The 12,917-nt window shown below is 67.2% G+C and carries 13 protein-coding genes; 4 read left to right on the forward strand and 9 right to left on the reverse strand.

The window, feature by feature from the left end; all coding sequences use genetic code 11:
- The coding region (locus BLW75_RS42105) for a hypothetical protein (RefSeq protein WP_143055283.1) at nucleotides 1–432 on the reverse strand (432 nt) is incomplete at its 3' end.
- A 133-nt stretch (nucleotides 433–565) separates the two neighbouring features.
- On the opposite strand from BLW75_RS42105, the gene BLW75_RS02335 reads away from it, so the two are divergent.
- Nucleotides 566–829, forward strand: a complete 264-nt coding sequence (locus BLW75_RS02335) for a hypothetical protein (RefSeq protein ID WP_034319041.1) — start codon at nucleotides 566–568, stop codon at nucleotides 827–829.
- 357 nt (nucleotides 830–1,186) lie between these two features.
- Here the strand turns inward: BLW75_RS02335 and BLW75_RS02340 are convergent, their stop codons facing one another.
- The 7 genes from BLW75_RS02340 to BLW75_RS02370 are packed head-to-tail and all read right to left on the reverse strand — an operon-like array spanning nucleotide 1,187 to nucleotide 8,443.
- On the reverse strand, nucleotides 1,187–2,125 hold the full coding sequence (locus BLW75_RS02340; protein WP_034319038.1) for a prenyltransferase/squalene oxidase repeat-containing protein: 939 nt from the start codon (nucleotides 2,123–2,125) through the stop codon (nucleotides 1,187–1,189).
- Between the two features lie 9 nt (nucleotides 2,126–2,134).
- Nucleotides 2,135–2,902 carry an HpcH/HpaI aldolase family protein gene (locus tag BLW75_RS02345; protein ID WP_034319034.1) on the reverse strand — a complete coding sequence of 256 codons (768 nt, stop codon included), beginning with the start codon at nucleotides 2,900–2,902 and terminating at the stop codon, nucleotides 2,135–2,137.
- Complete coding sequence (gene hpaH / locus BLW75_RS02350; RefSeq protein WP_034319031.1) at nucleotides 2,887–3,672, reverse strand: 2-oxo-hept-4-ene-1,7-dioate hydratase; 786 nt, start codon at nucleotides 3,670–3,672, stop codon at nucleotides 2,887–2,889. The genes BLW75_RS02345 and hpaH overlap by 16 nt, the downstream gene beginning before the upstream one ends.
- Nucleotides 3,673–3,681: 9 nt before the next feature.
- Nucleotides 3,682–4,776: a 3,4-dihydroxyphenylacetate 2,3-dioxygenase gene (hpaD, locus tag BLW75_RS02355; protein ID WP_034319028.1), complete on the reverse strand. Its 1,095-nt coding sequence runs from the start codon at nucleotides 4,774–4,776 to the stop codon at nucleotides 3,682–3,684.
- A gap of 31 nt (nucleotides 4,777–4,807) precedes the next feature.
- Nucleotides 4,808–6,313, reverse strand: coding sequence for a 5-carboxymethyl-2-hydroxymuconate semialdehyde dehydrogenase (hpaE, locus tag BLW75_RS02360; protein WP_034319025.1), 1,506 nt, complete (start codon nucleotides 6,311–6,313; stop codon nucleotides 4,808–4,810).
- 13 nt (nucleotides 6,314–6,326) lie between these two features.
- Nucleotides 6,327–6,998, reverse strand: a complete 672-nt coding sequence (locus BLW75_RS02365; RefSeq protein ID WP_034319022.1) for a GntR family transcriptional regulator — start codon at nucleotides 6,996–6,998, stop codon at nucleotides 6,327–6,329.
- Nucleotides 6,980–8,443, reverse strand: a complete 1,464-nt coding sequence (locus tag BLW75_RS02370) for a fumarylacetoacetate hydrolase family protein (protein WP_034319020.1) — start codon at nucleotides 8,441–8,443, stop codon at nucleotides 6,980–6,982. The genes BLW75_RS02365 and BLW75_RS02370 overlap by 19 nt, the downstream gene beginning before the upstream one ends.
- Nucleotides 8,444–8,592: 149 nt before the next feature.
- Between BLW75_RS02370 and BLW75_RS02375 the strand changes: the two genes are divergently transcribed.
- Nucleotides 8,593–9,966 carry an MFS transporter gene (locus BLW75_RS02375; protein WP_034319017.1) on the forward strand — a complete coding sequence of 458 codons (1,374 nt, stop codon included), beginning with the start codon at nucleotides 8,593–8,595 and terminating at the stop codon, nucleotides 9,964–9,966.
- A gap of 18 nt (nucleotides 9,967–9,984) precedes the next feature.
- Here BLW75_RS02375 and BLW75_RS02380 read toward each other — a convergent pair whose 3' ends face one another.
- Nucleotides 9,985–10,674 (reverse strand): IclR family transcriptional regulator, encoded by a 690-nt coding sequence (locus BLW75_RS02380; protein ID WP_034319014.1) that lies wholly within the window; start codon nucleotides 10,672–10,674, stop codon nucleotides 9,985–9,987.
- A 70-nt stretch (nucleotides 10,675–10,744) separates the two neighbouring features.
- Between BLW75_RS02380 and BLW75_RS02385 the strand changes: the two genes are divergently transcribed.
- Both BLW75_RS02385 and hpaB read left to right on the forward strand, forming a co-directional pair.
- The gene (locus BLW75_RS02385; protein WP_034319101.1) at nucleotides 10,745–11,275 is read left to right on the forward strand and encodes a flavin reductase family protein; all 531 of its coding nucleotides are present in this window, start codon (nucleotides 10,745–10,747) and stop codon (nucleotides 11,273–11,275) included.
- Nucleotides 11,276–11,306: 31 nt separating this feature from the next.
- Nucleotides 11,307–12,767: a 4-hydroxyphenylacetate 3-monooxygenase, oxygenase component gene (hpaB, locus tag BLW75_RS02390; protein ID WP_034319010.1), complete on the forward strand. Its 1,461-nt coding sequence runs from the start codon at nucleotides 11,307–11,309 to the stop codon at nucleotides 12,765–12,767.
- The last annotated feature ends 150 nt before the right edge of the window (nucleotides 12,768–12,917 follow it).

The raw sequence follows: 12,917 nt of genomic DNA on the forward strand, positions 1-12,917 counted from the left end.
CATGTAGAGGCTAATTATTTTTCGCCGGCTAGCATCACTGCGCATGAACTCGCGTACGCGAGTAGAGCAGATCAGTTCGATCTCTGCAACATCCTCACTAAAGGACTCCATTTGCTCTCTTAGTGTAGAGTACCAGCGCTCAAAATCGGCCCCGGATGTTCTCTGCATTTCAAAAATAATTGATTCAACTGCGCGCAATTTGACCAGGAATGATCCGTACCTTTTGATCTTAACGTCACGCCATTGGCTGGCATGCTCGTGTGTCATCCTGACCGACTCCGACACTCGGTCACGTTGCCACTTCACGTTCTCACGCTTTCGTTGCCGCCATGCGGCTACAAGCTGTGCGCAGATGGCTCCACCCGCGCCTATGAGCGCAACGCCAAGCGTCACGGTGACGGCAAGCCATACCGGAACCTCCACAGTTCGCATGATGCAAACCTAACCAACCCCAGGCATAGCCTGAATCCTGATCTGGCGCGACGCTCGCGGTTGGGGCGGCCGTGGCGTTGCGCCAACCCACTTCACACCCCGTATCTAACTACCCCCATCATGGAGATCCGCCATGCTGACACTTCGTGCGCCCGATGGCAGGGGCGACCAGGCCGACGACGGCGCCGAGGTCACCAACCTGATGCTCGGCTACGGCTACACCGTCGCCCCCGAGAACACCGACGACACGGAACAGACCCGCGCCCGGCCTCGTGCTCGGCGCACCCGCCGGACGCGAACCCAAGTCTCTCGGTCGCTCCGTGCGCCGACGGTCCTGCGCTTCCTCACCGCGGTCTTGCGGTCGAGCCGAACTGCCAGCAATCCCTCGATGTGCTGAAGGATGCCATCCACGGGCTGTTTCCTCAGAGCCCTGCGGAATTCGCTGTTGCTTTCGGAGGCACAGCCGTCATACCCGAAGCGTAATGGTGATCGCAGCGCGCCGATGGACCGCTGGCTCGGTACGTTGACTTTGAAACCCTCGACGCTACCTCCCCCCGTAGCGTCGGGCTTCCTCTATCCGTGGGCAGAACATGGGCCCAGAGTCGATTCGCCCTGGCCGACTAGTGATACTTGCTTACAATCTGATGAGACGATCTGTATGTTGAATGGGCCGGTCAAGAGCATGTGCACACCAAAACACGTGCCCGCTCCTGCTCACCCAAAGACCGAGCGCACGAATAAGATTCCCGCAGACTCAAGTCGCGGAATCCCACCAGTTCAGCACTCGAGTGCCGTGCAGCGTCAGCCACTTCGACGGCTTGCCCGCCTCGACGTCGACCTCGAACCACACCTTCCCGGCGTGCCGGTGGGCCTGGAGCCAAGTCCCGTCCGGCTGTCGCGCGGCACGGATGCGTTCGACGGCTTCGGCCATTCGCGGATCCGGAGCAGCGGCGTCGTGCAGCGCCGCCTCACGAAAGTAGTCGGCCGCGTTCAGCACGTCGTAGAACCAGCGGAACGGATACGCGAAGACCGTGATCCACGGCGCGATCTCCGACCCGGTCGACAGCCGCCGGAACAGGCCCCGCTCCAGCAGATACTCTTCACCTGAGTGCCGCGCGGCCCGCGAAGCCGGAGTGCCGCCGGTCGCGGTCTCGAAGGCGAGCAGACCCTTGAGCGAGTTCAGCGTCGAGTGCACGGACGAGCGCTGGGACCCCGAGACCCACTCGCAGTTCCAGCCACCGTCGGGCTGCTGATGGTCCGAGAACCACGAGACGAGCGGGGCGACGTCGGCGCCGAGCCACAAGCCGTTCGCCAGCGTCCACGCGTTGATGCAGCAGTCGACCTCGCCTCCCCAGTACGGCATGTCGCCGTACTCCCACCGGCTGTTCTCGGCGAGGAGTTCGGCGGTCCCGTGCAACGCCGCGGCGTCCATGCCCCACTCACGCAGGCTGTTGAGGGACCACGTCGTCGCCGTCCACGGCTGCTCGCCTTCCGCGCCGGTGAAGCCGGCGGGAAAGAACGCTCCGCCCGCCCACTGGCCGTCCGGGTCCTGGTGGGCGAGCAGACGCGCTCCGAAACCTTCGGTCGCGATCCGCGCCCGCGTCGCCTCCCAGACCTCGGGCGGTTCGTGCGCGAGGTCGCGTTCCACCTGCCAGCGCAGGGCGGGGTCGGAGTCCAGCAGCCACGGGAGCATGTCGAGACCTTAAGCCTCATGCCGCCGCGCGAGCGCCTCCGAACCTTGAGCGAGCAGAGAGACATCGGCGCCGACCAGCACGAACGAAGCGCCGGCGTCGAGGTAGCGCTGGGCCTGTGCGGGGTCGAACGCGTTGACTCCCACCGGCTTCCCCTCAGCAAGGACGGCCTCGAACGTGCTCAAGACGGCCGCGGTGACGTCGGGGTGCGTCTGCTGTCCGAGCAGGCCCATCGAGGCGGCCAGATCGGAAGGCCCGACGAACACCCCGTCGACGCCGTCGACAGCGGCGATCTCGGCGGCGGCCGCGACTCCCTTCGTCGACTCGATCTGGACGAACAGCGAGGTGAACTCTTCGGCCTTCGCGAGATAGTCCTCGACCCGGTTCCAGCGCGCCGACCGCGACAGAGCGCTGCCGACACCGCGCACGCCACGCGGCGGATAGCGGACGGCCCGCACCACGGCTTCCGCTTCCTCCGCGCTGTCGACCATGGGCACCAGCAGATTCTGCGCGCCAAGGTCGAGCAGTTGCTTCAGTGCGACAGCATCGCCGGACGGCGCACGCACCACCGGCGTGATCGGATACGCGGCGATCGTCTGCAGCAACGACTGCACTGTCTCGAGCCCGGCGGGGGAGTGCTCGGTGTCGACGAGCAGCCAGTCGAGCCCGGAACCCGCGCAGATCTCCGCGACGACCGGGCTGCCCGACGTGACCCACATGCCGATCCGCGGCCGCTCGCCCAAGCGATCCCGGAACGGCGGGTCTAGACGAAGCGGCATGTGATCGCCCCCAGGTCCCGGTAGTCGGCGGTCACGGTGTCGCCGGGGTGCACCCACATCGGCCGCGTGAACGACCCGGCCAGCACGATGTCGCCCGGATCGAGCTGGTCACCGTGCTGGGCGAGTTTGTTCGCCAGCCAGGCGACGCCGTTCGCGGGATGGTTCAGCACCGCGGCGGCGACGCCGGATTCCTCGATGGTCTCGTTGCGGTACAACAACGCCGAAACCCAGCGCAGGTCGACGGCGTCCACCGCGACCGGGTTGCCGCCGTACACCATCCCGCCCATGGCCGCGTTGTCGCTGATCGTGTCGACGATGGTCCGGCCCGACATCTCGATCCGCGACGACAGGATCTCCAGCGCGGGCACGACGTACTCGGTCGCCCGCAATACGTCGAACACCGTGGCGTCCGGCCCCGAGAGGGAATCACGGAGGACGAAGGCCAGCTCGACCTCGATGCGCACGTTCGAGAACCGGCCGTGCTCGATCACGGAACCGTTCTCGAACACCATGTCCGCGAAGATGGCGCCGTAGTCGGGCTCGGTGATCCCGGTGGCGGCCTGCATGACCTTCGACGTGAGCCCGATCTTTCGGCCGACCGGCCGACGCCCCGCCGCGATACCCCGGCGCCGCCATTCGTTCTGCACGGCGTACGAGTCCTCGACGGTCATGTCCGGATAGCGCGCCGTCAGCAGCGGGATGGTCTCCCGGGCCTCCTCCGCGGCCGCCAGTTCGTCGGCGATCGCGGTGATCGTTTCCTGTTCGAGCATGTCTCCGCCTCAGAGCTGGTTGCCGAGTTTGTACTCGCCCTGTTTCCAGGCCGGCAGCTCGCCTTCGTCGTCACCCTTGCGGGTGTAGGAGAAGCCGTCGGCGCCGATGGTGACCTCCAGTTCGCTCTCCTCGGTCCTCGCGGCCACCGGCTGCGGTTTGCCGTCGAGGTCGAGCACGAGAGAGGCGTCGGTGTACCAGGACGGGACCACCGGCGTGCCCCACCAGTCGCGGCGCTGGTTGTCGTGCACGTCCCAGGTGACGACCGGGTTGTCGGGGTCGCCGGTGTAGTAGTCCTGCGTGTAGATCTCGACGCGGTGCCCGTCCGGGTCGCGCAGGTACAGGTAGAACGCGTTGGAGACACCGTGCCTGCCGGGGCCGCGTTCGATGTGGTCCGACATCCGCAGCGAGCCGAGTTTGTCGCAAATGGACAGGATGTTGTGCTTCTCGTGCGTGGCGAAGGCGACGTGGTGCATCCGCGGTCCGTCACCGCCGGTCATCGCGGTGTCGTGCACGGTCGGCTTGCGGCGCATCCAGGCCGCGTACGTGACGCCCTGATCGTCCTGGATGTCTTCGGTGACCCGGAAATTGAGGTCTTCCATATGCTTCACCGCGAGCGGGACGTCCGGCGTGACCTGGTTGAAGTGGTCGAGCCGGACCAGCGCGCCCGGGACGTGCAGGTCGTAACGCCAGCTGAGCCTGTCGACGTGCTGGACGTCGTGGAAGAACTCGAGCGGGAAGCCGAGGGGGTCCTGCACCCGCACCGAGTCGCCGATACCGTTGGTGAACCCGTTCTCGTTGCGCTCGACCCGGCAGCCCAGTTCCGTGTAGAACGCGACGGCCTTGTCCAGGTCCTCCGGCGACCGCACCCGGTACGAGAACGCCGCGACCGCGGCGACGGGTCCCCGGCGCAGCACGAGATTGTGGTGGATGAACTCGTCGATCGTGCGGAGGCTGACCGTGGTCTCGTCCTCCTCAGTCACCGTCAGTCCGAGAACGTCGGCGTAGAACGCGCGCGACCGCGCCAGATCGGTGACGACGAGTTCCATGTACGCGCAGCGCAGGACGTCCGGCGGCGGCGATTTCGGAGTGGGGATCGGCTTCATTGCGTCATCCTTTGTGGACGGGGGAACGGGGTCAGCCCTTGCCGAAGGCGGGGTTGTGCACCTCGCCGAGATTGATGTGCACCGCCTGCTGGTCGGTGTAGAAGTCGATCGAGCGGTAGCCGCCCTCGTGTCCCAGCCCGGACGCCTTCACCCCGCCGAAGGGCGTGCGCAGATCGCGGACGTTGTTCGAGTTGAGCCACACCATGCCCGCCTCGACGGACTGCGCGAAGTTGTGCGCCCGCTTGAGATCGTTGGTCCAGATGTAGGCCGCGAGCCCGTACTTAGTGTTGTTCGCGAGCTCCAGCGCCTCTTCTTCGCTGTCGAACGGCGTGATCGCGACGACCGGGCCGAAGATCTCCTCCTGGAAGATCCGGGCGTCCGGTTTGACGTCGGCGAACACGGTCGGCGCCACGTAGTTCCCGGTCGGGAAGCCGTCCGGGCGGCCACCGCCGGCGACGAGCCTGCCCTCGGTCTTGCCGATCTCGATGTACTTCATGACCTTGTCGTAGTGCTCGGGGTGCACCAGCGCGCCGACCTCGGTCGCCGGGTCGCTCGGGTCGCCCACCTTGACCCGCTTGGCCTGCGCGGCGTAGCGCTCGACGAACTCGTCGTAGATCGCGCGCTCGACCAGGATGCGGCTGCCCGCGGTGCAGCGTTCGCCGTTGAGGGAGAACACCCCGAAGATCGTCGCGTCGATCGCGGTCTCCAGATCGGCGTCGGCGAAGACGATGGCGGGGGACTTGCCGCCCAGTTCCATCGACAGTCCTTTGAGGAACGGCGCCGCGTTGCCGAAGATCAGGCTGCCGGTGCGGCTCTCGCCGGTGAACGAGATCAGCGGGACGTCCGGGTGCTTCACCAGCGCGTCACCGGCGTCCTCTCCGAAGCCGTTGACGAGGTTGAACACGCCCGGCGGCAGCCCGGCCTCCTCGAAGATCTCCGCCCAGAGCGACGCGGAGAGCGGGGTGAACTCGGCGGGCTTGAGCACGACGGTGTTGCCGGTCGCGAGCGCGGGCGCGAGTTTCCACGACTCCAGCATGAACGGCGTGTTCCACGGTGTGATCAGCCCGGCGACGCCGATCGGCTTGCGGTTGACGTAGTTGATCTGACGGCCGGGCACCTTGTAGGTGTCGTCGGCCTGCGCGACGATCAGGTCGGCGAAGAACCGGAAGTTCTCCGCCGCCCGGCGCGCCTGACCGAGCGCCTGCGAGATCGGCAGACCCGAGTCGAAGCTCTCCAGCGCGGCCAGCCGCTTGTCCCGCGACTCGACGAGATCGGCGATGCGGTTCAGCACGCGCGACCGCTCGCGAGGCAGCAGCTTCGGCCAAGGCCCTTCGGTGAACGCCTTCCGCGCGGCGGCGACGGCGCGATCGATGTCGGCCTTCTTCCCCGCGGCGGCCTGGACGTAGACCTCGTTGGTGACCGGGTCGAGCACGTCGAAGACGGCGCCGTCGGCCGAATCGGCGAGTTCGCCGCCGATGTAGTGCCGGATCCGCTCCGGGACACCGTCCGGGATCGGCCGGGGAGTCGTGCTGGTCAAGATTCCTCCTCAGTCAGCGGTTCGCGCGCTCTCGAGCGTCCAAAAAGGCCTGCATGGTGGCCCAGCGGTGATTGCGCGCGGCGAATTCGATGTCGAGCGGATCGGCCTTCTCGGTGATCAGCCGGAGGATCTCTTCGTGTTCCTCGACCGACCGGTGCGCGCGGTCGGGGACGAACGCGAACGTGGAGTCGCGCAGCCCGGACAGCCGGGTCCAGCCCTGGTGCACGAGGTCGAGGATCTGCGGGTTGGGGCAGCATGCGAAGAGCAGCGAGTGGAACTGCTGGTTCAGCGCGGTGAACTCGTGCGCGTCGAAGTGGTCCAGCAGCGCGATCATGCGCTCGTTCACCCGCCGCGCCCGCGCGATGTTCTCTTCGGACAGTTGCGGCGCGGACAGCGCGGTGGCGACGCCTTCGACAACGCCGAGGGTCTGCATCGCGTGGACGTACTCGTTCTGGTCCACCATCGCCACGCGCGCGCCGACGTTGCGTTCGAAGGTGACCAGCCGTTCGGCCTCCAGCCGCCGGATCGCCTCGCGCACCGGGACGACGCTCATGTCGAGCGCGCCGGCGATCTCGGCGAGGACGAGCCGGTAGCCAGGCCCGTACTCGTGCCGGGCGATCCGCTCACGCAGCCACTCGTAGGCGAGTTCGGATTTGCTGGTCGTCTTCACTGCTTCTTCTGCCATGCCTCATACCTTTCCCGCCACAACGGGTTCAGCGGGAAGAGCCCCTCGATCGGGCGGCCCTGTCCGACCTGCTCGGCGATCCAAGCGTCTTCGTCCTCCTGGACGAGCGCCGCGTCGGCGATCTCTTCGGCCAGCGACGGCGGGATGACGACCACGCCGTCGTCGTCTCCGACGATGATGTCGCCGGGCAGCACGGTGGCCCCGCCGCAGGCGACCGCGACGTCGGTGTCCCACGGCACGTGTTTGCGGCCGAGGACCGCCGGATGCGGGCCCTGCGAGAACACCGGCAAGCCGGTCGCGGCGACGGCCTCGAAGTCGCGGACTCCGCCGTCGGTGATCACCCCGGCGGCGCCGAGGTAGCGTGCCCGCAGCGCCAGGATGTCCCCGAGCGTCCCGGAACCCTTGTCACCGCGGGCTTCGATGACGATCACCTCGCCGGCGCCGACAGAGTCGAAGAGGCGCTTCTGCGCGTTGTAACCGCCGCCGTGGGACTTGAAGAGGTCTTCGCGGTTCGGGACGAAACGCAGCGTCCTCGCCGTGCCGACGACCTTCGAGCCGGGCAGATTGGGGCGTACGCCGTCGATCGCGACGTTGTTCAGCCCGCGTTTGCGCAGCTGCGCCGACAAACCCGCGACGGGTGCGCGAAGAAGCTTTGCGCGCAATTCCTCGCTGAGCGTGGGCGAGTTCTCTTCGACCTGTTCGACGGGCGTGCCCCAGGCCTCGGCGCGCTGCTTGTCGTCGACCTCGGGCAGGCTGCCGATGTCCGAAAAGGACCGGATCCCCTGGGTGACGGTGGTGTGGAGCCGTCCGCTGCTGACGGAGGTGCCGGGAACGTCCACTTCGACCACGACGACGTCGCCGGGGGAGACCACCGTCGAGCCGGCGGGGGTCCCGGTGAGGATGACGTCGCCAGGTTCGAGCGTGAAGTGCTGGGAAAGGTCGGAAACGAACTGCCGCAACGGGAACAGCAGTCCGGCCGTGCTGTCCTCCTGCACCAGATCGCCGTTCACCCAGGTGCGGATGCGCAGCGACGAGGGATCGATGTCGCGCGCGTCGATGAGGCCGGGGCCGAGAGGGGTGTAGCCGTCGCCGCCCTTGGAGCGGACGTTGGAGCCCTTGTCCGCGGCGCGCAGGTCGTAGAGGCCGAAGTCGTTCGCGGCGGTGACCGCGGCGACGTGCTCCCATGCCTGCTCCGGTTTCACCCACCGGGCCGCGGTGCCGATGACCAGGGCGATCTCGCCTTCAAAGGCCAGCAGTTCGGTCCCGGCCGGACGTTCGACCGTGCCGCCGGACTGGCCGATCGAGCTCGACGGCTTGAAGAAGTACGACGGGTTCACCGGACGCCGCCCGCGTTGCTCGGCGCGGGAGGCGTAGCTGAGGTGGACGGCGATGATCTTGCCCGGCCGGGTGGCCGTCGGACCGGACGGTGCCTCGTAAGTGCCCATGTTCCCCTGAATCCTCGACCCTTGCTTCGTATCTAATAACGTATATGATTCTGTGCCACAGTGGCAAGGCGGTCACCGAGTGGCCTTCGCCTCGCCCGGGGATCCCTGCGGGCCGCCACTCGCGTCAGGCCTAGGTCAAAGGAGTCAAGGTGTCGAATCCAGCGCAGGATGAACGCACGCCCGGCCGGACCGCTCCACCGTCTTCCGATCGGCGCCGGGTCGCGTTCGCGACCGTCGTCGGCACCACGGTCGAGTGGTACGACTTCTTCGTTTACGCGTCCGCCGCCGGTCTCGTCTTCGGCAAGCTGTTCTTCTCCGGTCTCGGTGCCAACAGCACGCTCGTCTCCTTCGCCACGGTGGGCGTGAGCTTCCTGTTCCGCCCGCTCGGGGCGTTCCTCGCCGGGCACTTCGGCGACAAGTACGGCCGCCGGGTGGTCCTGGTGCTCACCCTGATCCTGATGGGCGTCGCGACCACGCTGATCGGCGTGCTCCCGACGTTCGACCAGATCGGTGTCCTCGCGCCGGTACTGCTGATCCTGCTGCGGATCCTGCAGGGCGTTTCGGCGGGTGGTGAATGGGGTGGCGCTGTCCTGATGGCCGTCGAGCACGCGCCCTCGAAGCGCAGGGGCCTCTTCGGCGCCTCGCCGCAGATCGGTGTCCCGCTCGGGCTGTTGCTGGCCTCCGGTGTCCTGGCGCTGACCAACCTGCTCGTCCCGGGGCAGGCGTTCCTCGACTGGGGCTGGCGGATCCCGTTCCTGCTCAGCGTCGGGCTGATCCTGGTCGGCCACTACGTGCGGCGCCGCGTCGAGGAGAGCCCGGTCTTCCGGGAGATCGCCGAACGCCGCGAGCAGACCAGGACCCCGATCATCCAGCTGTTCCGCAAGCACGCCGTGCTCGTTCTCGTCGCCGCGCTGGTGTTCGCGGGCAACAACGCCGTCGGCTACATGACCACCGGCGGCTACATCCAGAACTACGCGACCAACCCGAAGGGCCCGATCGGCCTCGACCGCGGCCCGGTGCTGTGGGCTGTGACCGCCTCGGCGGCGACCTGGTTGCTGTCGACGTGGGCGGCGGGCGCGGTGTCCGACCGGATCGGCAGGCGGCGCACCTACGTCGTCGGCTGGATCGCGCAACTCGCCGGCGTCGCGCTGCTCTTTCCCTTGGTGGACACCGGGAACGTCGTGTTGCTGGCGCTGGGCCTGATCATCCTCAGTGTCGGGCTCGGGTTCACCTACGGCCAGCAGGCGGCGTTCTACGCGGAGCTGTTCCCCGCGTCGATCCGGTTCTCGGGTGTTTCGATCTCGTACGCGCTCGGCGCGATCCTCGGTGGCGCGTTCGCGCCGACGATCGCCACCGCATTGGTCGACGCGACCGGCACGTCGGTGTCCGTGGCCGTCTATCTGGCCGGGATGACCGTCGTCGGGCTCATCGCCACCTTGCTGCTGCGTGACCGGTCGGGAATCCCGCTCGGGCCGGATCACGAAGCCGAGCAGGCGGTCAGTCCGCTGCGCTTCTCGAAGTGATCCCGCCGTCCGTGACGCTCACCCGCCGAGAGCGTCACGGACGGCCTTCGCCGCCGCCTTGAGCCGCTCCGCGAGCTCGGCGGGGGCTCGTGTGCTGGACAGGTAGACGACCGCGAGCGCCGCGGGAGCGTGCCCGCGCAGGGGGAGTGGCACGGCCACCGAACTGAGGTTCTCGATCACCTCGCCGTGGCTGTCCGCGTAGCCGCGGTCGGCGACTTCCCGGACATCCTCCGGCCAGTCCTCTGCCGGTAGCTGGGAAAGAATCGCGCGGCCGGGCGCGCCCGCGGTGAACGGATGCCTGGACCCCGGGCGCTGCGCGACGGACGCGACGGCGTGCCGGGGTTCCACACTGACCAGGGTCACGCATTCCTCGCGGTCCATCACCGCCACGAAACACGTCATGCCGAGTTCGTTCGCGACCGCGGTCAGCTCCGGCAGGGCCGCGGCCTGCAGATCGTGTTTGATCCCCGCCGCCAGCGCGGCAAGCCGCGCGCCCAGTTCGTATTTCCCCGCGGGTTCCCGCGTGAGGAGCCCGTGCTCTTCGAGGGTGCGGATGAGCCGGTACGCGATCGACCGGTGCACGCCGAGCCGTTCGGCGATCCGGTCGACGCTGAGCGGTTCTTGGGCGTCGGCAAGGACTTCGAGGACACGGATGCCGCGGCTGAGCGTCTGGGACGTGCTCGCGGTCTTGCGGAACTCCGAAACCATCGTATACGATCCATTTCGATAGTTGAACTGTCTGTTCGATTATAGAACAGGAATCGACTGGGTGGTCACGATGTCACGCGAAACGAGTTTCTCGCCGGGTTCGAGCCTGTATCGGCCACCCGCGCAGTTCTTCCGCGGCTGTCTCGGCCGGTTCGCGACGGGAGTGGCCGTCGTGACCTTCGACGCCGCCACGAAACGGCATGGCCTGACGGTGAACTCCTTCACCGCGGTCTCGATGGATCCGCCTCTCGTCCTCGTCTCGATCCAGCGCACCGTGAAAAGCCACGACCTGCTCGCCGGGCGCCCGTTCGCGGTCAACGTCCTCGGCGCCGAGCAGGAGGCGCTCGCGATGAACTTCGCCGGCCGCCCGACTCCCGAAGGCGCGCCGACGTGGGTCGAAGGCGGGCACGCGCCGCGGCTCGGCGGCGTCCTCAGCTGGTTCGACTGCACGCCGTGGGCCGCCTACGACGGAGGTGACCACACCCTGTTCCTCGGCGAGGTGCGGGAGTTCGACTACCGCTCCGGTGACGCGCTCGGCTTCGTCAACGGGCAGTTCTCGACCATCCACGAATCCGCGCAAGGCCACGAATCCCTTTTCTGACAACGACGTCCACCCCGAGAAGGAGCACGACATGGGAGCCCGCACCGGACAGCAGTACCTCGACAAGCTCAACGCGATGACGCCGGAACTGTACGTCGACGGCGAGAAGGTGACCTCGAAGGTCGCCGAACATCCGGCGTTCCGCAACAACGCGCTGACCTACGCGAAGCTGTTCGACCTCCAGCACGATCCGGCGCACCGTGACGTCCTCACCTACGAATCGCCGACCACGGGGGAGCGGGTCGGAACTTCGTTCCTGGTGCCGCGCGACGAGGAAGACCTCAAACGCCGCCGCGCCGCCTTCTCCGTGTGGGCGCAGTACTCCAACGGTTTCCTCGGTCGCACCGGCGACTACATGAACTCGTCGCTCACCGCGCTCTCGACCGCGAAGAAGTTCTTCTCCCAGGCCGATCCCGTCTACGGTGAACGCATCCAGAAGTACTACGAGATGGCGCGCGAGAACGACCTCCTCGCGACGCACACTCTGATCCCGCCGCAGGTCAACCGTTCGGTGTCGGGCAGTCAGCAGGGTGGCGGCAACCTGTCGGCGAAGGTGGTCGAGGAACGGGAGGACGGCATCGTCGTCCGCGGCGCGCGGATGCTCGCCACCATCGCGCCGATCGCCGACGAACTACTGGTGTTCCCGTCGACGGTCCTGCGCGGTACTCCCGAGGACGCCCCGTACTCGTACGCTTTCGCCGTTCCGAACGACGCGCCCGGCCTGAAGTACTTCTGCCGTGCCGGACTCGACCACGGGCGCTCGCATTTCGACGAACCGCTCGCCTCCCGGTTCGAGGAAATGGACGCGGTCGTGGTGTTCGACGACGTCTTCGTCCCGAACGAGCGCGTCTTCCTGCTGGGACACCCGGAACTGTGCAACGCCTGGTATTCCGAGACCGGCGCCGGCGCGCTCATGACCCATCAGGTCGTCACGCGCACGCTGGCCAAGACGGAGTTCTACCTCGGCCTCGCCAGTGAGATCGCGGCCGCGATCGGCATCGGCGGCTTCCAGCACATCCAGCAGGACCTGTCCGAGCTGATCTCCTACGTCGAGATCGAGAAGGCCGTACTGCGCGCGGCGGAGGCCGACGGGAAACTGAGCGAGGACGGCGTCTTCCTGCCCAAGTGGGAAGTCCTCAACGCCGCCCGGAACTGGTACCCCACGAAGGTCTCACCGCGGCTGACCGAGATCATCCGCAAGTTCTCCGCCTCCGGGCTCATGGCCCTGCCGGGCGAAGCGGACTTCGAGGCCGAAGGCCGTCCTGACCTCGACACGTACCTCCAGTCGGCCACCCTGCCGGCCAAAGACCGCGCGCGGCTGTTCAAGCTGGCGTTCGACGCGTCGGTCTCGAGCTTCGCCGGGCGGGAGTCGCTGTACGAGTACTTCTTCTTCGGCGACCCGGTACGGATGGCGGGGGCCCAGGTGAACGCGTACCCGAGGGAAGCGCTGCAGGAGCGGGTCCGGGAGCTGCTGGCGCGCGAAGGGCAGTAAGTGCGGATTTCGCCGAAACGCCCGTGAATTCGAGCGAATAGCGACAGTCGGAAAGCGTCCGTCACCCACTGGGTGGCGGACGCTTTTCACGTGTGCGGTGGATGGGTATGTATCGGCCATGATGTGTCCTGCTTTTGTCCAAAATTTCGT

Source organism: Amycolatopsis lurida (genome assembly GCF_900105055.1).
GTDB lineage: Bacteria > Actinomycetota > Actinomycetes > Mycobacteriales > Pseudonocardiaceae > Amycolatopsis > Amycolatopsis lurida.

Coding starts and splice junctions, on each gene's coding strand:
- BLW75_RS02370 (WP_034319020.1), bottom strand. CDS start 8,443: ATGGGCACTTACGAGGCACCGTCCGGTCCGACGGCCACCCGGCCGGGC.
- hpaD (WP_034319028.1), bottom strand. CDS start 4,776: ATGAAGCCGATCCCCACTCCGAAATCGCCGCCGCCGGACGTCCTGCGC.
- BLW75_RS02345 (WP_034319034.1), bottom strand. CDS start 2,902: ATGCCGCTTCGTCTAGACCCGCCGTTCCGGGATCGCTTGGGCGAGCGG.
- BLW75_RS02365 (WP_034319022.1), bottom strand. CDS start 6,998: ATGGCAGAAGAAGCAGTGAAGACGACCAGCAAATCCGAACTCGCCTAC.
- BLW75_RS02335 (WP_034319041.1), top strand. CDS start 566: ATGCTGACACTTCGTGCGCCCGATGGCAGGGGCGACCAGGCCGACGAC.
- hpaB (WP_034319010.1), top strand. CDS start 11,307: ATGGGAGCCCGCACCGGACAGCAGTACCTCGACAAGCTCAACGCGATG.
- hpaH (WP_034319031.1), bottom strand. CDS start 3,672: ATGCTCGAACAGGAAACGATCACCGCGATCGCCGACGAACTGGCGGCC.
- BLW75_RS02340 (WP_034319038.1), bottom strand. CDS start 2,125: ATGCTCCCGTGGCTGCTGGACTCCGACCCCGCCCTGCGCTGGCAGGTG.
- BLW75_RS02380 (WP_034319014.1), bottom strand. CDS start 10,674: ATGGTTTCGGAGTTCCGCAAGACCGCGAGCACGTCCCAGACGCTCAGC.
- BLW75_RS02385 (WP_034319101.1), top strand. CDS start 10,745: ATGTCACGCGAAACGAGTTTCTCGCCGGGTTCGAGCCTGTATCGGCCA.